The sequence below is a fragment of the Streptomyces sp. NBC_01241 genome, from assembly GCF_041435435.1.
In the GTDB taxonomy this organism is placed as follows: domain Bacteria; phylum Actinomycetota; class Actinomycetes; order Streptomycetales; family Streptomycetaceae; genus Streptomyces.
The window spans coordinates 8,118,232-8,138,532 of record NZ_CP108494.1 but is presented as its reverse complement, the minus strand read 5'-3'; the positions used below and the strand labels follow the sequence as shown (position 1 = coordinate 8,138,532).

The following is a 20,301-nucleotide window of genomic DNA, read 5'->3' as shown; positions in this document are numbered from 1 at the left end:
GTCTCTTGCTGTGTGCACATCACTTATGTGATGCATACGTGAAGGTACCGACAAGGAAAAGACGAGGAAGTGTGACAAGAGGGTTCAAGATCGACAGCGCGACGGAGGGCCGCCATGTGACATCGGCCACTACCTCGCCCCAAATCTGGCCGCCTACCCAGGTTCTGTTGAATGACACCTCAATTTTGCTCCTACTGTGCGGATGTTGGCAGCTGGCGGTGTACCTTCTGGCGAGCCTGTGCGTCCGGAGAAGCCGGCGTAGGCACTGCTGGCAGGGTGACGGAGCGAGGGGCGGGGCCTCATCGCCTGGAAGCTGACGCTGCAGGATCCGTCATCGACGTGGTGTTGATCGCCGCGGAGCCGGAAGGCGAGTGACGTTTCCTTCATGTTCGAGGCCGTTCTGAGCCTGGTGGAGCTCCAGATCAAGCTCGGCAATGATCCGCCGGAGCGCGGCGCTGGCTTTCCGCTCGCTGGCCAGCGCCTTGGTGGCGTCGGCCAGCTGGCCCTTCAGCTGGGCGTTCCGTTCCGCGAGTTCTTGCATCGCGGAGGGAGTGCAGTGTTGCGCCTTCACCCGCGCCTGGAACTCCTCGACGAGGTCCTTGTGGTCGCCGTAGGCGACATCTCGCCGGAGACCGGACTCGCGCAGCAGCTCGGAGGCAGTGAGTCTCCCGGAGGCTGAGCGCAGGGGCGTGCCGGCCAGGAGGCGATCGGCTGCGGCTCGAAGCGCGGTGCGTTCGGCTTCCAGGTCCCGGGGGCGACGGCTCATACGGTCCGCTCCTCGGCGCCAAGGACACCCTGTACGTGGTGGCGGTCGATGATCCCCGACAGCTGCGCGGCCTGGGCCGCCGCGCGGTCGCGCCGCGGCTTGGGGGCCAGCGGGTCGGTCGCGTCGGCCCGATGCCGCTCGCGACGTCGCTGTACGTCTTCGATGTCGCGGTCGGTGTAGGCAAGGTTGGCGCACGAGGATCGGCACTCCGACTCGTCCGGTGTGTCATCGTCCGGCAGCCCGAGTGCGAGTTTGGCCTTACGGCATGCGGCCGTGGCCGCGCGCCATACGCAAGTCATGCCCTGTCCGTGATAGATCGCGGGATCCATCTGCTCCAGGAGGCGTTCCGCGCTGCCGGCGCTCGTCACCACCCTGCCCTCGAACGACGCGGTCCGCTCCACGCGGGCCCGGTATTCGTCGGCAGAGGGACCACTGACGTGCTCACCGGCCGCAAGGTGCTGGCTGTCCTGTTCGACCTGGTCGATGATGAGCTCGAGTTTCTCCACGGCGATGTCATGCAGCCAGGAGGGGTCGGCGTACCCGGCGTAGCTCAGGGTTACTTTTGTATGGATATGGCCATATTGGAGTGCAGTTGCGATCAATCCTCGCGGCTTGCGAACGATGAAGCGGGCGAGCGTGCGACGGTAGCGGGCGGCGTAGATGCGGCCAGCGGGATCGGCAGGGATGGGGGCGTCGCTATCCGCTCTGTGGTAGGTGGAGTTGATCCAGGAGATCAGATCCTGGATGTCGTCGTTCATCGCGCTGCGTCTGCGCGCGTTGACCGTAGCGGGACGCTGGTCGTGGGCGTGGATCAGGCTCGAAGGAAAGAGCATCGGCAGATCATGCAGTTCTTCCAGGAGGCCGATGGCGGCGTGCACCACATCCACAACAACCCACGGGCGCAGGGGCTCGGATACGTCCGGCTGGTCGGGGACACGGTCGAAGCCCTTACCGCGGAAGCCGTGGACCAAGAGCTCACCCGTCTCTTCGTCCGTATCACGGCATCCCCGGCGGAGATTGAGGACCTCACCCGGGCGCATGCCGGAGAGGTAACAGACCGCCGTGAACAGTGCGGCAGACAACAGTCTTACCAGGGTCGGCAGTTCTGCGACGGTGATGGGGCGCTCGGGCCAGGGGCGGCCATGGACCCGTCCGGTGATGCGGCCGATGCCGGTAAAGGGCTCGGTCGGCAGACCGCTGTCGGCAAGGAGACTCAACATGGGCACAGTCATCGCTTGGCGAAGTCCCTTCGGGATGTCTATGAGTCGTTTGATGTGCCCCTGGTTGACGCAACCTCCTTCTTCGTGGCCCGGCAGGGCGACGCCCTGTTGACGGCAGTGCGAGAGGTATGTGCGAAGCCGTTCCTCACGTGTGCCGGTGTACCGGGCCTGCGAGTGGTGGTTCCCGGCCTCCAGTTGCTGGTACTCGTGCCAGGCGTCCCGAATGTCAGGACCGACGTCCTCGATCATCACCAGGACCCAGGCCAAGAGGGCCTCCATGGTGCCGTCGGCGATGCGAGGGATCTTGTTCTCCCGTCCCGTTCCCGCCGGTGCCCCGACGACCTCTTTGGCGGTCTGGCCGGGCCAGGGGAAGTCGCAGTCGAGGCGGCACTGGGTGGGCATGTGCTCGCTGAAGAGCCACAGCGTGCGCAGCGCGCTGATCAGGTCGGACTTTCGGCGACCGTTGCGGTCGAGGCTCAGCACGTAGGTGCGGAAAGTTTCCAGATCGGCGTCACGCACCTCGGAAAGGTCGCGGATGCCCTGTTCATCCAGCCATAGCGCCAGGACACGCATGTCGATGACCCAGTAGGGGAGGCTGCCGATGCTGGCCTGCTCGGCGGGGCGTTGCCGCCCGCCCGGCTCGACTGGGACGGGGTGATCAAGGGCTGCCAGGAAGAACGTGCGAAAATGCTGGCGCAGTACGGCGGGAAAGCTGGACCAGGAGATGGCCGAGATCTGAACGTGCGCGTCGCGGTGGGCCGGCTGGACATGCCATATTTTGTCTCCGAATCGCGACATGCGCGAGGGCGGAGTGCCGATCCGAACAGGCCGACCGCGGAGGATGAGGACGTCGTCGGCAGGCCAGAGCACCTGGCCCGGAAGACTGTTGTTTCCCGACGCGGGGGCGGCCGAGGAGGTCGAGGTGGTGGTCATCGGAGATCCAGCCTTCCGCTCAGCAGGTCGTCAACCAGTTCGCTTTGCCCGTCGCTCAGCTTGGCGCGGGCCTGCTCTCGTTCGGCAGGGGTGTAGTGACGCAGAACGTCCTCGAGCCGGTCGGTGGCCGCTTGGTATTTCGCGCGCCAGGTCCGGGGATCGGAGTTGGGGCGGGTGGCGAGAAGTCGGTCGCGGACAGTGATCTGAACGGGCAACTGGTTTGGGAGAGCGCGGGCGTTCTCGCACCCAAGGCATACGAAGAACGAGGCCGTGCACGGTGTCCCCGGCGGCGTGTCGGGCCCGGACAAGTGATCTACGCATCCGGTCAGCACCGTGTCCTGTTCCCCGGCCAACAGCCCTTTCAGGATTTCCGGGTCGAGCCCGGCCTCAGCCGCTGCCGCTTCCGGGTCCTGTTCCGCGCGCTCGATGAAGCCCGGTGTGAACACCGGGACTTCCTTTGCCGTGCGTGCCTTCGCGACCTGTTCGCGCAGTGCCGTGCCGATTACCGTGCGGCTCTGCTCCTGCACGGTGCGGCTGCGTTTGAGGTAGTGGTCCCGCAACGTTTCGCGGCTGTGGGCGACCGGGCGCCGCTTCAGTTCCAGCGCACTCTGGCGGATCCGCCTCACCTGGACGGCGGGCGGCCCTCCGGCAACCGCTTTGCGCATAGAGGGGAAGCCCCGCGTCTGGCTCCAGTGCTTGACGTGCACCTGGGTGTTCCACATGTCCCTACCGACGGCGGAACGCCGCTTGGGGCTGTAGCTGATGAACGCGCAGGTCTCTCTACTCAGGCGACGAGCGATCTCGGTCAGTTCCAGCAGCAGCTGATACATCCTCAGCGGCGAGTGGAAGAGCCGGGGATCGGTGTCCTCCGATTCGGCCAGCTCACGCAGGGAGGCTGGGAGGTCCTCGAGCGCGGCGACCATGTGCTCGCGGTCGGGGCCGCGGCGTGGTTTGGTCCCCTCAATCAAGACTACGGCCTGCGTCGTCACACCGCCGTCGGGCCGGGTGTGCAGAGCCGGCCACGTCTTGACGGTGCCGAAGTTCTCCGCGGTCAGCGCGCTCAGCAGCATCGCGAAGGCCGTCGACTCATCGCGGGTGAGGGTCAGCATGCTGCTGATGGCAGTAGCGCCGCCGAGCCGGGACACCTCGTCCCGCAGGGCACCGGATTCGTTTCGGGGCAGATCCCCCGTTGTGGCGAACTCCTCCAGCATCCTTCCCAGGGCTTCCTCCTTGCTGCCCGGCATGAGTGCTCCGTCCCGGAAGCCGGCCAGCAGGCGCACTCCCGCACGGATGCGGTCCCGGCTGATACGGACATCGCGACGCAGCGCGGTCATGATCTGCTGCCACTCGTAGTCGCTGTACGCCATGACCTGCGCCGCCGTCGTGGCGGCGGGAAGCCGTGTGCGCAGGAGATCACGGAGGGCTTCTTCCGTCAGCTCTTCGCGCTTGCACATGAGCCGCCGAAGAGACTGCAGATGTACCCGCAAGCTCGTCGAATGGTCCTCGTACCGGTCCCGAAATATCTGGAAGTGCTCGGGCGCCAATTCGCCCGGCGTCGCTGGCACACGGCCGGCCTCGGACAGCACCACCGTGAAGCGGTGCAGTATCCAGTGGTATCTCTTCGCCGTGGCCAGGCGCTTGCTGCCACCGCGCGCACCGCACCGGGCCGCCAGCAACACGGCCATCCACTGCTGCATCGCGAGCGGTGCCGGGAAGGAAGAGAAGTCAAGGATGTGGCTCTTCCCGCTCCGTTCCTCGTAGAAGACCACTGCGGTCTGGCCCCCGTCGCTGGGCAGCCTCTCAGGAGGCTGCCAGCCCGGGGGTGGCTGGGCTGCTCGTTGACCGCCTCGCCCGCGCCCGCTCACAGGGCACCTCCTGGACCGGCCGCCGCTGCAATGGGCATGATGGTGGAGCCGCCGTGCCGGGCGAAGATGCGCACCAGCGAGTCGACGCCGGCCTGTTCGTCGTCATCGAGCAGCGACATCAGGTAGGACAACTGCAGCCCCGTGAAGGGTTCCAGGTAGTGTTCCCGGGTGGTATCCGGGTGTTTGTGACCGAGCAAGATCGCCAACTGTAGCCAGATGTCCCCGAGTTGCTCTCGGAAGTCTTCGATCTCCTCTGCGGTGAACCCCTCCAGCCGTCGCTCTTCCAGCAGGGACAGGATGGAAAACCATTTCAAGGCGAAAGAATGCCGGCACATGTGAGCGGTCGCCCACAGCGGGCATTCACCGCGGATCCGCTCACGCTCCTCCTCGGACAGGCGTCCGTTCGGATCGGCCCTGCGCACCCATGCCTCCGCGATGCGCTTGTTCGCATCGTCGAAGGTGTCTTCCCAGCTGTGAACCTTCTTCGGCAGCCCGCTCACCGACAGCCACAGGCATAGCGGCTCCAGCCCCCCGGGGGCCCGACGGAACAGCGTGCGGCGTTCGTCGGGCGACAGCACGTCCAGTGCCAAGGTTGTCGGCCCGCTGCTCCCCTCAATGTAGAGCTCGCCGGTCCTGGGGTTGTGGCCGGTGACAATCCGCACGCCTCGCAGCCGGTCGTATCGTCCCCGCCTCTGGGCTCGGCGGACCACCTCCGCCCTGGAGCCCTCCAGGGGGTCCGCGTAACCTTCCACCGACTGCAGCACACGTCGCGGGATCCAGTACTTTCGGCCTTCTTCGCCGCCCTTGATGCACTTCGCCGCCAGCCAAGCCTCGCCCATCCGCTCCGCGCCGGAGGCGGGAAGTTCGACATCGAGGACGCTGGCCCACTCCCGAACTCGCAGTCCCGTGCCGTAGAGACCGTCCACGAAGGCACAGTCCCGGTCCTCGTTGAACCCCTGCCATCCATCCCGGCGCAGACCATCGAAGTCGAATCCGCGCAGACCGATGTTCCGCCACTGCTCCAGCGCAGTCCGCAGCAGCCACTTCACTTGGCGGCGTCTCGAGCCCGCCGGCCGCAGCGGATCCCGGCGATGCTGCGTGTAACCCGGTCCGGGCCTCCAACCCGTTTCGTCCGAGTCCTCCGCCTGGACGGTCAGCACCGGGTTGAAGATTGCGTAGCGCGAACTCGCCCATGTGTAGAAGGAGTTCAAGGCGGCGCGATCCGTATCGAACGAAGTCGGCCGGATTCGTTCATCATTGCGCAGGTCCGTGATTCGCCAGTCCTTGAACGCTTCGACATCGCGTACGCTCGCGCAGTCCCACGAACTGCCGATGGCATCCAGGAAGTCCAGCCACACGATCAGCGCGTACGCATACCGATGCCAGGTGCTTGCTTCGTGTGCCGCCATTCGCCCCGTACGGAAGAACAGGTTGATGCGAGGGTCCGGCCGACCTGACGGAGAGATGATCACAGGAGTTCCGTGGCATGCGCCGTTGCGGGCCGCTCTGGCGAGCAGATCACCGAACCTCAAAATGTCAGGATCGTCGGTGGGTGGGGGCGGGACGGTGAAGTCGTAAAAGTCCACACTCCAGTGCTCCAGTACGCTCACGAGCCCCTCCTGAGACAGCCTGAACCGACAACCCTGAGGAGCCTAGAGAATCGCCGGACACTGCGAGCGAGAAGCCGCGATCCGCTGCCTGGTACGAGAAACCGAGGAAGGGGCCGGCCTGATCATCGAGCCAACCGACGTGGAACTCGTGCACCTGTTCCACCTCGTCGACTCGCCGGTCGCGCGTCCCAGGATCGGGCTCGTCTTCCGAGCCCGATCCTGGTCCGGTGTTCCGCAGGTCCTGGAGCCCGACCGGTGCGTGGAATGGCGCTGGTGGAACCCGAAGGATCTTCCGGCCGAAGTCGTGCCGTACACCCGAGCGGCCATCGAGGCCATCGGCGCAGGCAGCCTCTACACCGAGATGGGCTGGTGAGCACCGATGACGGCTCCACAGCCGGCCGCTTCCTGGCCCGAACACTTCCCCGCACACCGCGCCGCGCACGGCTGTCCGATGTGCACCAACGACTGGCAGGCCAACGACATCGGCTGGGGACTGCTACTGCACCGCGGCGAGGTGGCCCACTCCTACCTGTGGCGCTCCGGCCAAGTCCGGGGCTACGCCGTCGTGATCTTCACCGCACGACACGTCGCCGAACCCACTGAGATGTCGGAAAGGGAAGCGGCCGCCTTCTGGCGCGACGCCCTCGCCGTGGGCCGCACGATCGAAGATCACTACCAGCCGGTGCTGAAGATGAACTACCTGCTGCTCGGCAACGCGATCCCGCACGCACACTGACATCTGGTACCGCGCCGTGAAGCGACCCAGGACCCGGCTCCGGGCGGGCCGATGCCCTTCGCCCTGCTCGACCACGGCCGCCAGGACGAGGCTCTGCTCCAGCGCGACGCCGCAGCCCTGCGACGACTGCTGAGAGGAGCAGCATGAACCGGGCGCACACCGCGGCAGCCGGCCGCCGGGAGAAGACAGGCGCCCGTGCCGAAGGGTGCCCGGTTCCACCCTCCTCGGCACGGCATGCCACATCTGTGACGGCGGACTGTGCCGCCGCGCGAGCGGAGATGGTGGCACGCCTTGAGGCATCGGGCGATCTCCAGCGAGGACCCGTGCGCGAGGCGCTACTGGCGCTGCCCCGGGAGGTGCTGATGCCGCAGGCCTATGTGCGGCGCACCGCTGACGGAGAGAAGCCGCCGCGCTGGGACTTGCTGGACTGGGCGGCGCCACAGGACCGTGAGGAACTCCAAGGGGTGCTCTACGGCGGTGCCAGTGTGCTCGTCCAGCACGACGGGGAGCCTCTCCTCGGCCGGGCGTACGGGGCTCGGTCGGGGGCGTCGATCACGTCGATGTCCACGGTGATGGGCCTGACCGCCTCGCTGTTGGACGAGCTGGATCTCCAGCCCGGTCAGCGGGTCCTGGATGTCGGCACGGGCGCGGGGGTGACCGCCGCGGTGGCCTGCCAAGTCTGCGGCGACCAGGGGGTCGTCACCCTCGACCGGGACCGGCACCTCGCGCAGGCGGCCGCGGCACGGCTGGCCGACATCGGCTTCCGGCCGGAGGTGGTGTGCGGGCGGGGGGACGAGGGCTGTCCGGCCCGTGCGCCCTTCGACCGTGTCTTCGTCTCGTACACGGTGGAGCGCGTGCCAGCCGCCCTCGTCGAGCAACTTGCCCCCAGGGGCCGACTACTGGCGCACGTCACCACCGCGTCCCCATCGTGGCCCGCCCTCGCCGTCGTCGAGCGAGCCGCCGACGGACGTCACGAGGCGGAGCTGCGGGCCGATGTTGCGTCACACCACGTCATGATCAAGGCGGCCGTCCTCATGCCCGCACCCACCCCCCTCAAGCCGCTGAACAGCAGCGACGAGCAGCGGCAGGGCTATCTACAGCTGCCGTATCAGCCCGGATCCACCGGCTCGATGCCTGTGGATAGCCTCTCCGGAAACGAGGAAGTGCCCTGTGACCTGCGATGATGGGAGTTCTTCACGCTTCCAGCACGCACGACCACGAGGGCACTTCCGAGATGCAATCTTCCCATGCCGCAGCGAGGGTCTCCGCACGGTTTGATGATCCGAATCTGGTCGGCTACGGCGGGCTGGCCCCGGTGGTGCGGCTGGCCGAGCGGTGCGGACTGCCCGCACTCGTCGACGAGCACGTCCGGCTGCCGGCCTCGACGGACGGCACCGGGGCCTTCCCCGCGGCGAAGCTGATGTCGCTGGTCGGCGGCATGGTCGCCGGGGCGGACAGCATCGATGACATGGACCGGCTGCGGCACGGTGGGCTGCCGCGGCTGTTCAGCGGGGTGCGGGCGCCGTCCACGCTGGGCTCGTACCTGCGCTCCTTCAGCCACGGACACGTGAAGCAACTGCACGCGGTGGCCCGCCGGTTCCTACCCGAACTGGCCGCGCACACCCCGCTGCTGCCCGGCGCCGACCAAGTGGCCTACGTGGACATCGACGACACGATCCGTCGCACCTACGGCTACGCCAAGCAGGGCGCCGGCTACGGATACAGCAAGGTCAAGGGCTTGAACGCGCTGATCGGGATCGTCTCCACCCCGCTGGCCGCTCCGGTGATCGTCGCCACCCGCCTGCGCAAGGGACCGTCCAACTCCGCCCGAGGTGCGGCCGCGTTCGTCGCCGAATCGATCCGCACCGCAAGAGCGTGCGGCGCGAGCGGGCTGCTGGTCGTGCGGGCCGACTCCGCGTTCTACGGCGCCAATGTCGTGAACGCCTGCCGGGCCCTGGGCGTCCGGTTCTCGGTCACCGTGCGGATGAACGCCTCGGTCAAGGCCGCGATCGCGGGCATCGACGAAGCCGCGTGGAAGGCGATCAAGTACCCCAAGGCCGTGTGGGACGAGGAGGGGCAGTGCTGGATCTCGGACGCCGAGATAGCCGAGACCACCTACACCGCCTTCACCTCCAAGCCGAAGAAGCAGCAGGCCACCGCCCGTCTGATCGTGCGCCGCGTCAAACGGCTCAACCCGGCAGCGGTGCCCGAGGGACAGGGCGCACTCTTCGATACCTGGCGCTACCACGCCGCGTTCACCGACTCTCCGCTCTCCCTGTCCGATGCCGAACGTGAGCACAGGCGGCACGCTGTCGTGGAACAGGTGATCGCGGACTTGAAGAACGGCCCGTTCGCCCACGCCCCCTCCGGGCACTTCCAGGCGAACGCCGCCTGGCTCGCGCTGGCCGCTCTCGCGCACAATCTGACCCGCGCCGCCGGCGCCCTGGCGTCCGCCTTCCACGCCAAGGCCACCACCGCAACGATCCGCGACCACCTGATCAACGTGCCCGCCCGCCCGGCCCGCTCCGCCCGGCGCCTCACCCTCCACCTGCCCGAACACTGGCCCTGGGCCGACGACTTCACCCAGCTCTTCGACCTCGTGCACGCGCCACCACCCACAGCCTGAGAAGCCCTGACCACCCCGCCCGCAAGGGCCCGAGACCGCCGAACACGTGGAAGAGCTGGACAGACCAGCGGATACTCCCTGCCCGAACAGCCAGATCATCTCGCCAACCGCCAAGACAACCCCGAAACGATCACTCCGGAATCAAGCCGGTGGATCCGGGCTGAGATGCGGTAGTTGCCGTGTGTTCGGCGCCTGCGATCCAGCGGCCAGAACGGCGGCGGAGACCGCTGCTCCACGGAGGAATTGACGGCGACTGCGTGACTTTCCTTGAGCGGAGTCCATCTTTGTCCCTCTCTCGGCGAAAGTTGAGAGGATGCTATGGACACATCAACTGCTCGCACAAGGTCTTTGACCTCGATCGCTCCAGCCATCAAGGTCACCCATTCGACCCCGGAACCCCCGTTCCACCCCCACCAACCCACCAGCAGGACTCACTCCCGCTCGCCACCACTCACTTCAGCTCAGCAAACCGGCAACGTCAGCTGCGGTGTCGCAGAGGCGAAGGTCTCGAGGTCGACACCGGCTTCTGCCGGCGCTGCGCGGTGACGCAAACTTCTACCAGGACGACATCGTGGGACGTGCAGGCCACACGTACCGAGGGTCACGTCCGGTGGCGTGGTGTATCGACGGGTCTGCGCCGCCTGCCGAACGTCCGCCTGCTCGTACCAGTATCGCTTCCATCCGCCCGAGTCCTCCATGTTCGAGCGCTGCATCGGACTCGCCTGGTGTGCAGGTTGCAGGATCTACTCCGGCAACATGGTGTACGTCCCGCGGAAGCGAGTCCTGGTCGACCTCCTCGCCTCTCTTCCTCCTGAGCAGCGAGAGCGGCTTCTACGTTCGGAAACGCGAGTGATCGAGTTCCTGGACCGCCAGGCCCGAGGCGGCAGAGGTTAGGGTCGGCGGCTGGCCGCGATCAGGAGGAGCCGCTTGCGCAGCAGCGGTGGTTTCGCTCTGCCGAACATGCTGCGCTTGAGGGCTTTCAGGTCGTTGACGCGGCCCTCGACGGGCCCGGAGGACCAGTCGGTGCTCATGCCGTAAACGACGGCGTCGAGGTCGGGGATCAGTCCGGCGGCGAAGCCGGCCAGGCCGCACTGTTCGTCCGCGCAGACGTCGGCGATCCAGTGCCGCAGCCGGTCTTCTTCGCGGTTGGTCATGATGGTCGCGAAGGTGCGGACGTGGCCTGCGGCGGCCGTGAGCTCGAGTGAGCGGGCCAGCAGGTTCTTGAGCTGCTGCTGGTCGTCTTGGCGTAGGTGGTCCGGGTGGCGCATGATCCAGCCGGTGGCCTCGCGGGGTGAGGGCGGTCTCGCGATCGGTGGTGGGCTCCCGGCAGCCCGACGGTCGGAACATAGCGGCCGGACGTAGTCGCGCAGGGTGCTGTAACTGCAGCGTGCGCCGCGTTCTTGCAGCTCGCGATGGAGCCGGGACACGTTCGTGCAGCCCTCGGCGATGCGCTGATCGAGGTAGGGCTTGAAGGCGTCGAGCTTGCTGGTCCGGTTCTGCCACTGGCCGTGCAGCATCGCCTCTGGACTGGCCGCGCGGGCGTACTTGCGGACGGTGTTGCGCCCGAGACCGAGGCGTCTGGCGATCTCGCGCAGACTCAGGCCCTGCTCTACCTGGGCCCGGACGGCGGCGTGGGTGTCGCGGAGCCGGTCGAGGAACTTCCCCTGCGGGTAGGGCTCGGACGGTTCCTCGGCCGCTTTGACCGTCTCGACCTGTGCGGGCTCTGGTTCCGGTCGCTCGGGTTCAGGGGAGGTTTCGACCAGGTCGCGCAGTAGGGCGCGGTGGCGGGAGACGAGGCGTTCGACGGCCTCGGCGAGGTTGTGCCAGACGTGCCATTTGTCCGCGCAGTGCTGGGCGTTTGGGGCGCCTGTGCGGGCTCCGTCGGCGAAGACCTGCGCGCGGTCGCGGCAGATGATCTCGATGCCAGGGGGCTCGCGTAGCCAGGCGGCGACGCTGTCCGCGTCGCGGTCGGGCAGCAGGTCCAGGGGCTGGTGGGACTCGCAGTCGACCAGGATGGTGCCGTACCGGTGGCCCTTCCTGGTGGCGAACTCGTCGATGCCCAGCACGCGCGGGGTCGTCCAGGCCGGGTCCGGCAACGCCATGACCAGGCGCAGGACGGTCGTCCGGCTGACCACGACGCCGAGTAGCAGCGCCAGACGGGCCACGGCACGGGCGGCCAGGACGACGCCCAGCGCGGCGAGCATCCGCTGCAGGACGGGCGTTCGCCGGCCGTAGCGGCTGGTCAGCCCGTCTATCTGCTCGGCGAACGTCACCCGCCGGCACTCGCCGTTGTCGCAGAACAGCCGGCGCACCGACAGTTCAATCACCACGCCCCGCCCGCCGCACGGCGCGTCCGCCAGGCGCCGTCCGTACCGGCTGTGCACCCGGCCAGACGGCGCCTGGCAGCCCGGGCAGAGTACGGGGACGTCTTCCGGCGTCGACGCTTCGATCACCACGCGGCCGTCCCGCACCTCCATGCACTCGACCTGTATCCCGGCGAGATGCGGAAGCAGAAGGAAGAGTTCTTCACACGCGGCCAGCATCCGCCCGAAGATGACGGAGCGTCACCGGCGCACAGAAGCACGATCGACTTCACGGAATCCGTGCCTGAACCCATTTCACCCGTTGCCGACACCTATCCCCGAACGCAGAGACCCCCGCCGGAACGCGCCGACGGGGGTCCACAGCCCCTACGAGCGGGGTCCTGGCCGCAACTGTCCGCCCAGATGGAAGACCGCCCGGGCCGCGTAGCGTTTGAGGCCAAGCCGACATTCTCACGAATCACGAAACGCGAAAGCGAACTGCCTGCCCCACGGTTCGGACGTACGTTCCGCACGCGTGCTGTCGCGAACGGTCCCCTGTTCTCCCTGAACCTCGGCCGCCGCAGGCCCGAACACTCCGCAGCTGGAACACGCTGTCAGCCCAGAACAGCCCGCCGAGCATCGCCACCTCTCACGCGGTGTCACACGCATATCACCAACCCTGTAGACGCTCTCACACCGCAGGGCCCTGACCTGGACTTAAGCGATTGTCCTGGTCCAGCTGGACCCTTATGGGCGGTTTCTACGGCATGTGCCAGGTGGGACGGTCACGGCCCAGGGCGGACAGCCGTCTCCCTATCAGTGGCCGGACGCAGCGCCTTCGAAGGGATGGGTACGCACAGGGCGGAGATCTTGGAGCCGAGATCAACCCTGGGATGCCGACTGAGCGCCCGCTACAGTCACTCAGCGTGCCTGCGGAAGCGCCAAGTTTCGTCTCCCGCCGTCCGTCACGGCGGCCCTCCTTGGGGAGAATCTGGGGAGGATCAGCGCTGCTGGGGAGCGTCTGGGGAGAATCGACTACATAAGACGGCACGCCCCTGAAAGACCCTGAAAGATTCATCTGCGCTGGTCAGAGGCGACTGAAGCTGCATCGCTCCAGGTCAGCGCGACGTGGTAGACAACTTCATGACGTGATCCACCGGTTCAAGGAGGTCGGCCTGGACGAATCCGTGCAGACCGAACAGAAAGATCCGGAACACTCACGGTCCAGAGTCAACGAACTGGTCGGCGCGACAGCCGTTTGGTCAGTGTAGGTACGAACCTGAGCCACCGGCAGACTAAGAATCCACTTCACTCCGACATCACCAACGACGCGTTGGGCGGCATGGGTAGTGACTTCACGACCGCCCCGTCATCACCTATGACCCCGGGGTACCAGACGGGTCAGCATTATGGGATCACCACAACGCCCTGCTTCCTCTAGGCGAAACCCCCGCCCCTGGTAGGCCGCGCACAAGCACCCGCGCGCTCGCTCCACCGCCAGGAGTCAGGCTGGGCCCCAGCCCCAAGGGCCCAGCCTGCTCATCACAGACGGCAGACCAGCCAGGTCATGACCCGACAGCGCCTGACACCTCGTCAGTAAAGTCAGCATTGGGTCAGCATTAGGTCTACTAAAGCTACTCACACACGACCACACTTTGGAATCCCGGGCACGTGCGGCGGAAGCTTCCGGAGAAGCGCTGGACCGATTCCGCTTCTGAGCATGGGACCGAGCTGCCGCGACCAGGAGCGCGCCCGAGCCCGGCCACATCAGTGCAGCTCAGCGCACCCTTCCCCGCGGTTTCAGCGCCACAGGCGGCAGTTCAGGAGCGGGGAGTCGGCCTCCGTCGTAGCCATACACTTCCCCGAACCGGGCACCGTCCGCCCAGTCCGCACGCGCCTGTGCGATATCCTCGTGGGACCGCCCGATGAAGTTCCACCACATAACGATCTCCTCCTCGAAGGGCTCGCCGCCGAGGAGCATGAGGCCGGCGTCGGTGTCCGCACGCAAGGGGAGCTCGGTGCGGCCGCAACCGAGGTAGAGCATGGAGCCGGGAAGCATGGGTACGCCGTCGACCTCGGCCTGGCCGGACATCGAGAGCACCGCGTACTCGAAGTCGGGGTCGAGCGGCAGACGGGCCTCGGCGTCGGCGGAGAGGGACAGGTCGGCGCCGACGATCGGGGTGTACGCGGTGCCGGGCGAGGTGGCGCCGTCGAGTTCACCCAGGATCAGGGTGGCGGCGAGGCCGGCGGCGGTGACGGTCGGCAGTTCGGTGTGGTGCTGGAAGTGCGGTTCGACGTGTCGGTGGGCTTCCGGCAGGGCCACCCAGAGCTGGGCGCCGTGCAGAAACCTCGCGTGGGACTTCGGGCTCTCCTCGGAGTGACTGATGGCCCGGCCGGAGGTCATCAGTCCCAGCTCGCGCGGGCGGATCGTACGCAGGCTCCCGAGGCTGTCCCGGTGCAGGACCTCGCCGTCGTGGAGCCAGCTGACCGTCTGGAGGCCCATGTGAGGGTGGGGCGGCACTTGCATCCCGGGTTCGCCGGCGATGTCGTCGGGACCGTAATGATCGACGAAGGCCCATGCGCCGACCATCCGGCGGCCCAGATTGGGCAGCAGTCTGCGGACCTCGGTGGACTCACCCAGCTGGACACGGCGAGGGGTGAGAAGTTCGCGTACGGGCTCGGCGACGACGAAGCCCCGTCCTCCGCAGACGGAGAGTGCGGCCTGGCGATCGAGATTGCTCATGACGCTCAACCTATTCCCGTGGGGGTCCGGGGTGCCGGTACCCACGCCGATTATTTAGTGGAATATTCAACCAGTGTGCCATGTTCCGGTGACTGGAGCATGGCTGAGACGACAGCGCGGCCGAGTGTGTGGCCAGGTCAGTGGCAGGGCGGGTCCCGGAACGATCCGGGGCAATCCGCGAACGAGGAGGTCAGAGGTCAAGTGAGCGACACCTATTTCGAGTTCGGCACGGCCGCCGACCGGTGGGACCGTGCGCAGATGTTCTTCGAGGCGAAGGAGTACATGACCGCGGCCCGGATCCTGGAAGGGCTCGTCGAGGAAGTACCGGAGCAGATCTCCCCGCGGCTGCTGCTGGCGCGGACCTACTACCACTCGGCCCGGCTCGGCAGGGCCGAGACGGAGCTGCGGGCGGTTCTGGAGCGCGACCCGGTGGAGCCGTATGCCCGGCTGATGCTCGGCCGGACGCTCGAGCGCCAGGGGCGGAGCGCGGAGGCGACGGGTCATCTTCGGATGGCGGCGGCGTTCTCCGGGGACTTCGACGTCGACGCGGACCGGAGTACCGACGGCTGACGGACGCGGGCCGGAGTACCGACGGCTGACGGACGCGAGGGGCCTCAGCGGTCGCGAGGGGTGCTCGACAGGCGATTCAGCCATTCCGCCAGGAGAGCGCCCTCGGCCGCGCGCCCCGACGGGTGTCGGACACCGGCCTTGGGGGCTAGCAGATCGTCGGGGCCGATCCGGGTGAGGAACTCGGCGCGGACGGTCCGCGACGGCGCCGATCGCCTCGCTGCCGTCGTCCGCCAGGTCCACGTGTGCGCGAAACGGTCGCTTGCCGTGCTCGGGCCGGTGCGCTCCATAACCCGATGAGTGCAGCGCTGGCAACGGTGCGCCGGCAGCACTACCCACCCTCGGTAGCAGCGCCACGCACAGCGCTCCCCCAGGCCCGGAAGGCCCCGGAACCCCGCAACCGATCCCGTCCCGCCGCGCACCCGACACTCCTCTGAACAATCCAAATGCCGTCCGCCCGCCCCGCGTGATACTTCACTCGGTCATGACCGACCTTGAGACTCCCCGCCTCCTGCTCCGCCTCCTGAGTGCCTCCGACGCCCTGCACGTGATGGCCGGCAAACCCGGAGACGGTGCCCGCTGGGCGCCCGGATACCCGTCCCCCGGCGAGATGGCCGCGGCCGAGCGCTTCCTCGGCGCCTGCGCGACGACGGGTGATCCCAGCCCCTTCGGTTCGTACGAGATATGCCGGCGCGAGGACGGAGTGGTGATCGGCGGGCTGGGGTTCCATGGCGCCCCGGACGAGAACGGACACGTCACGATCGGCTACGGCCTCGTTCCCTCGGCGCAGGGAATGGGTTACGCCTCCGAGGCGCTGCGCGCGCTGCTGCTGTTCGCCCGCGATCAAGGGGTGAGCTGCGTGCACGGTGACACCGACCTGGACAACCTCGCGTCCCAGCACGTCATGACAGCCATCGGCATGCGCCTGGTGAAGGAGGACGCGCAGCTGAAGCACTACCGGATCGACTGGGGACAGCGGGCCGGGGAGCAGTGAGTCCGTGCCCGTCGGTCCCTCCTGGCGCGGCTGCGCGGGGCAGGACGGCGGAACCCGCCGGGGAGGCTCCCGGCGGGTTCCGATGTCTTCTGGTGCTGCGTGGTGCGTGAAGCGTGCTGCGTGGTGCGTGGTGCGTGGTGCGTCGGTCAACCGGCTGCCGTGGCCGCACGGTTCGCCGTGCCGTTGCCGGTCCTGATGGTGTCGGTCCTCGGTACGAGGAGCCGTTCCGTCAGGTGGCCGAAGACGAGACCGAAGGTGATCCAGAGGGTGGCCTGTACGGCGAGGGTGGCGAGGCGGAACTCCCACAGCAGGGCGGCCGGGAAGTCCCTTCCGACCTCATTGAACGAGGGCAGGAACGCGTAGGCGAGTCCGATCACGACGACGTAGGCGGCGGACGCGGCGATCGTCGCGTTCCAGTTGCCCAGGCGGGAAGCCAGCCGCCTGCCGAGGATGACGGCGGCGACGGCCAGCAGCACGCTGAGGGCGACCATCAGGAAGAACAGGGTGGTGCGTCGGCCGATGGTGTCGGGGTTGCCGACGGCCGGCGGGTTGGCCGGGTACTTCAGGAACGGCACGACGTACACCGTCAGCAGGGCCGCACCCGCGATCAGGGCGGCCGTGGCCCGTGGGCCGAATCTGCCGATCCGGCCGAGAGCGAAACAGAAGACGAGGGCGGCGACGCCGCCGATCGCCACACCGAAGACGAGCACACCGGTGGCAAGGCCGGCGGTGGACTGCATCGTGCGGCTGACGAGTTCCCCGCCGCCGCCGTGATCATGACTGTGCGTCTCTTCGAGAGCGATGGCCGCGTCCACCCGGGACTCGCCGAGGAAGTAGGCGACGACCAGAGCGAGCGCGCCCGCGGCAAGGCCGGCCAGCATGCCGCGCACGAGCAGGGCTCTGACAGATATGGAGTTCATGAGGATTCCCCTGGATCGGACGGTACGTCAGTGGCAGGGAAAACCGAGGAGGTGGCGACCGTCGTGGACCCACTCATGGACACCTTCGCCGGAGATGACCGCGGTGGCGCCCTGCTCGGCGCCGACGAAGTAGAGCAGTACGAGCATGATGATGCCGAAGAAGACCGCCCAAGGGGCAATGGCCTTCAGGGAGATGGGGGTGATCGCCGGTACGGCGGTGGCGGGGGCAGCACTCTGTGCCATGGCAGAACCTCCTGAGGGAACACGCGTCCCGATCGTGGTGCCTGAGACGAAGGTGCTGGGTCTGACTTCCCGTACAGGTACGGGTTCACAGTGGCGCGACCGTGCCGGATTCTCACCGGACTTCCGTCACACCTTCGTCGTGTTCGTCGGACGATACCTCCTGGAAGCGGACGCGGCCATGGCGCCGTCGGCGGGGCCGGAACGCCCGGATGCCATGGTGTGCGCACACGAGGGGCCATGGTTCGAGGAGTTGATCCGCTCATGACGGTACAGGTGATGTTGATCTCACCGGCGTTCAACGCCGCGCTGCGCGAGGCCCGTTTCGACGGCGACGCTCCGCTCGACGCGGCCGGGGTCCTGCAGGCCCGGGCCGCGGCGGCTGCGGTGCCCGAGGCCGACCGGTGCGTGCGCGGGCCGTCCGAGCGGTGCGCCGGGACGGCCGACGCGTTGGGGTTGCGCGCCGAGCCCGAACTCGCTCTGCGCGGCTGGGACATGGGCCGGTGGAGCGGACAGCGGCTAGCAACAGTATGCGGGAGTGAGCCCGACGCGGTGGCGGCCTGGATGACCGATCCTTCGGCGGCTCCGCACGGCGGCGAATCGTTGCTGGAGTTCTGCGCCAGGATCGGCCGCCTGCTGGACTCCCTTGAGTCCCGGGACGGCAACAGGGGCGGCCGAGTGCTGGGGGTCGTCGAGCCCGCGGTGGTGCGGGCGGTGATCGTACGGGCACTCGCTCTGCCGGCGGAGGCCTTCTGGCGGCTGGATGTCGCCCCGCTGACGCTGACCGGTCTCAGCGGCCGGTCCGGACGGTGGAACCTGCGCTGCGGTCAGCCGCTGTCCCCGGCTCCGGGTACCGGGCCTTCTCGGTCCGCCGCCATGCCGTGGCCCAACTGAGGGGCCAGGGACCGCGGTCAGCACCTGGTCCGGTGGTGCAGCTGGTTCGCCCGGTCCACCGACAGACGCGTCGTAAGAGGGAACCCGGTGGGAATCCGGGACTGCCCCACAGCGGTGAGTGGGAACGACAGCCGTCATCGAGCACTGGATCCGACACGGGCTCCGGGAAGCGAGGTTGCGGCACGGAGCCGGCTGGGTCGCGCCCTGTCGGGTGCCGCCCAAGGAGGTCAGGCCGCATCCACCGGAGGGTGGCATCCGGCGGGCCGCCCTGCACGCCGGTTCCGCGTCACCCTGCGGACCGACCGCCGGGTCACGGCACTCCGTCGGCCTCTGTTTCGCGGGCTCGGCCCCTCGTGCCCCCGCCGCCTCACCGCTGTTCGCCCGGGACGGGGCGACCCTATGCGTCGCGGTATGCCTCCAGCAGGCGCAGCCAGATCTCGCTGATCGTCGGGTAGGCGGGGACGGCGTGCCACAGCCGGCCGATGGGGACCTCGCCCGCCACCGCGACCGTCGCCGAGTGCAGCAGCTCACCGATGCCCGGCCCGACGAAGGTGACACCGAGCAGGACCTCCCGGTCGAGGTCCACGATCATGCGGGCGCGCCCGCGGTAGCCGTCCGCGTACAGGCCCGCGCCCGCCACCGCCGCGAGGTCGTGATCGACGGCGCGTACGCGGTGGCCGGCCTGTTCGGCACCGGCGAGGGTGAGGCCGACCGAGGCGGCCTCGGGGTCGGTGAAGACGACCTGGGGGACGGCCGCGTGGTCGGCGGTGGCCACGTGGGCGCCCCAGCGGTCGGTCTCCAGCTGCGGCACTCCCGCGGCGCGGGCGGCGATCGCGGCGCCCGCGATGCGTGCCTGGTACTTGCCCTGGTGGGTGAGGAGCGCCCGGTGGTTGACGTCGCCGACGGCGTAGAGCCAGGTGGTGCCTTCGACGAGGCAGCTGTCGTCGACGGTGAGCCAGGAGCCGGGCGTGAGGCCCACCGTCTCCAGGCCCACGTCGTCGGTGCGCGGGGCGCGGCCGGTGGCGAAGAGGATCTCGTCGGCCTCGATGCGCTCGCCATTGTCCAGTTCCGCGACGACCGGCCCGTCCGGGACCGTACGCCGAACGGAGGTCGCCGAGACTCCGGTACGGATGTCGGCGCCCGCCTCGGTGAGCGCCTGCGCGACCAGTTCGCCCGCGAAGGGTTCCATCTTCGGGAGGAGTCCCTTGCCGCGGATCAGCATCGTCACCCGGGCGCCGAGGGCCTGCCAGACGGTGGCCATCTCCGCCCCGACCACGCCGCCCCCGACGATCACGAGGCGGCCGGGCACCTTCTTGGCGCTCGTCGCCTCCCGGCTGGTCCAAGGACGGGCCCCGTCGATGCCGGGCAGGGCGGGGACGACGGCGCGGCTGCCGGTGCAGACGGCGACGGCCTGCCGGGCGGTGAGCCGGTGCACCGTGCCGTCGGGGGCGGTGACGGAGACGGCCTTCTCGCCGGTGAGCCGGCCCCGGCCGCGGTAGATGTCCGCTCCGATGCCGTCCAGCCAGGCGACCTGTCCGTCGTCCTTCCAGTGCGAGGCGAACGCGTCGCGGCGGGCGAGGACCGCCGCCACGTCGAGCGGTCCCTGGACGGCGTCGCTCAGGCCGGGCAGGCGGCGGGCGTCGGCGCGGGCGACGACCGGCCGCAGCAGGGCCTTGCTGGGCATGCAGGCCCAGTAGGAGCACTCGCCGCCGATGAGTTCCGTCTCGACGACCGCCGTGCTCAGCCCGGCGGCACGTGCCCGGTCGGCGACGTTCTCGCCGACCGGACCTGCTCCGATGACCACTACGTCGTATTCGGTGTTCAGGGAAGCTGCTGTCATGGGAACAGTCTGATCGCGGGTGTGCGCGGCGGCCACATGGGCAG

General features: G+C 68.3%; 17 protein-coding genes and 2 riboswitches. Of the genes, 7 read left to right on the top strand and 10 right to left on the bottom strand.

Features of this window, described 5'->3' with window-relative positions; genetic code table 11:
• Nucleotides 1–331: 331 nt before the first annotated feature.
• The 4 genes from OG306_RS36945 to OG306_RS36930 form a co-directional block, all read right to left on the bottom strand.
• Nucleotides 332–766 carry a hypothetical protein gene (locus OG306_RS36945; protein WP_266750843.1) on the bottom strand — a complete coding sequence of 145 codons (435 nt, stop codon included), beginning with the start codon at nucleotides 764–766 and terminating at the stop codon, nucleotides 332–334.
• A complete protein-coding gene (locus tag OG306_RS36940) occupies nucleotides 763–2,919 on the bottom strand; it encodes an integrase (protein WP_266904572.1) in 2,157 nt (718 codons plus the stop codon). The genes OG306_RS36945 and OG306_RS36940 overlap by 4 nt, the downstream gene beginning before the upstream one ends.
• Complete coding sequence (locus OG306_RS36935) at nucleotides 2,916–4,688, bottom strand: hypothetical protein (protein WP_266750840.1); 1,773 nt, start codon at nucleotides 4,686–4,688, stop codon at nucleotides 2,916–2,918. Before OG306_RS36935 ends, OG306_RS36940 begins: the two co-directional genes overlap by 4 nt.
• Before the next feature lie 92 nt (nucleotides 4,689–4,780).
• Nucleotides 4,781–6,394: an integrase gene (locus OG306_RS36930; protein WP_371666116.1), complete on the bottom strand. Its 1,614-nt coding sequence runs from the start codon at nucleotides 6,392–6,394 to the stop codon at nucleotides 4,781–4,783.
• Between the two features lie 49 nt (nucleotides 6,395–6,443).
• On the opposite strand from OG306_RS36930, the gene OG306_RS36925 reads away from it, so the two are divergent.
• The 4 genes from OG306_RS36925 (at nucleotide 6,444) to OG306_RS36910 (ending at nucleotide 9,756) form a co-directional block, all read left to right on the top strand.
• Nucleotides 6,444–6,767, top strand: coding sequence for an NUDIX domain-containing protein (locus OG306_RS36925; RefSeq protein ID WP_266752618.1), 324 nt, complete (start codon nucleotides 6,444–6,446; stop codon nucleotides 6,765–6,767).
• Between the two features lie 6 nt (nucleotides 6,768–6,773).
• Nucleotides 6,774–7,130, top strand: a complete 357-nt coding sequence (locus OG306_RS36920) for a hypothetical protein (RefSeq protein ID WP_266904574.1) — start codon at nucleotides 6,774–6,776, stop codon at nucleotides 7,128–7,130.
• A 278-nt stretch (nucleotides 7,131–7,408) separates the two neighbouring features.
• Nucleotides 7,409–8,314, top strand: coding sequence for a protein-L-isoaspartate O-methyltransferase family protein (locus OG306_RS36915; RefSeq protein ID WP_266750837.1), 906 nt, complete (start codon nucleotides 7,409–7,411; stop codon nucleotides 8,312–8,314).
• A 50-nt stretch (nucleotides 8,315–8,364) separates the two neighbouring features.
• Nucleotides 8,365–9,756: an IS1380 family transposase gene (locus OG306_RS36910; protein WP_266753026.1), complete on the top strand. Its 1,392-nt coding sequence runs from the start codon at nucleotides 8,365–8,367 to the stop codon at nucleotides 9,754–9,756.
• Between the two features lie 141 nt (nucleotides 9,757–9,897).
• On the opposite strand, the gene OG306_RS36905 is transcribed toward OG306_RS36910, so the two are convergent.
• From OG306_RS36905 to OG306_RS36895, 3 genes are all read right to left on the bottom strand, one after another.
• Nucleotides 9,898–10,038 (bottom strand): twin-arginine translocation signal domain-containing protein, encoded by a 141-nt coding sequence (locus tag OG306_RS36905; protein ID WP_353962452.1) that lies wholly within the window; start codon nucleotides 10,036–10,038, stop codon nucleotides 9,898–9,900.
• Nucleotides 10,039–10,646: 608 nt separating this feature from the next.
• Entirely contained in the window at nucleotides 10,647–12,299 is a 1,653-nt protein-coding gene (locus tag OG306_RS36900) for an ISL3 family transposase (RefSeq protein ID WP_371666115.1), read from the bottom strand.
• 1,537 nt (nucleotides 12,300–13,836) lie between these two features.
• Entirely contained in the window at nucleotides 13,837–14,802 is a 966-nt protein-coding gene (locus tag OG306_RS36895) for a pirin family protein (protein WP_266750834.1), read from the bottom strand.
• Between the two features lie 201 nt (nucleotides 14,803–15,003).
• Between OG306_RS36895 and OG306_RS36890 the strand changes: the two genes are divergently transcribed.
• Together OG306_RS36890 and OG306_RS36885 are read left to right on the top strand one after the other, a co-directional pair.
• On the top strand, nucleotides 15,004–15,372 hold the full coding sequence (locus tag OG306_RS36890; RefSeq protein ID WP_266904577.1) for a tetratricopeptide repeat protein: 369 nt from the start codon (nucleotides 15,004–15,006) through the stop codon (nucleotides 15,370–15,372).
• Nucleotides 15,373–15,853: 481 nt separating this feature from the next.
• Nucleotides 15,854–16,363, top strand: a complete 510-nt coding sequence (locus tag OG306_RS36885) for a GNAT family N-acetyltransferase (protein ID WP_371666114.1) — start codon at nucleotides 15,854–15,856, stop codon at nucleotides 16,361–16,363.
• A gap of 146 nt (nucleotides 16,364–16,509) precedes the next feature.
• On the opposite strand, the gene OG306_RS36880 is transcribed toward OG306_RS36885, so the two are convergent.
• Together OG306_RS36880 and OG306_RS36875 are read right to left on the bottom strand one after the other, a co-directional pair.
• Nucleotides 16,510–17,283 carry a CbtA family protein gene (locus tag OG306_RS36880; RefSeq protein WP_266750830.1) on the bottom strand — a complete coding sequence of 258 codons (774 nt, stop codon included), beginning with the start codon at nucleotides 17,281–17,283 and terminating at the stop codon, nucleotides 16,510–16,512.
• Nucleotides 17,284–17,310: 27 nt separating this feature from the next.
• A complete protein-coding gene (locus OG306_RS36875; RefSeq protein WP_266750829.1) occupies nucleotides 17,311–17,526 on the bottom strand; it encodes a CbtB domain-containing protein in 216 nt (71 codons plus the stop codon).
• Between the two features lie 3 nt (nucleotides 17,527–17,529).
• A riboswitch (adenosylcobalamin (AdoCbl) riboswitch) is annotated at nucleotides 17,530–17,678 on the bottom strand.
• Nucleotides 17,679–17,787: 109 nt separating this feature from the next.
• Here OG306_RS36875 and OG306_RS36870 point away from each other — a divergent pair.
• Nucleotides 17,788–18,417, top strand: coding sequence for a histidine phosphatase family protein (locus OG306_RS36870; protein ID WP_266750825.1), 630 nt, complete (start codon nucleotides 17,788–17,790; stop codon nucleotides 18,415–18,417).
• A gap of 34 nt (nucleotides 18,418–18,451) precedes the next feature.
• A riboswitch (cobalamin riboswitch) is annotated at nucleotides 18,452–18,643 on the top strand.
• Between the two features lie 171 nt (nucleotides 18,644–18,814).
• Here the strand turns inward: OG306_RS36870 and OG306_RS36865 are convergent.
• Entirely contained in the window at nucleotides 18,815–20,257 is a 1,443-nt protein-coding gene (locus OG306_RS36865) for a dihydrolipoyl dehydrogenase family protein (protein ID WP_266750823.1), read from the bottom strand.
• Nucleotides 20,258–20,301 lie beyond the last annotated feature (44 nt).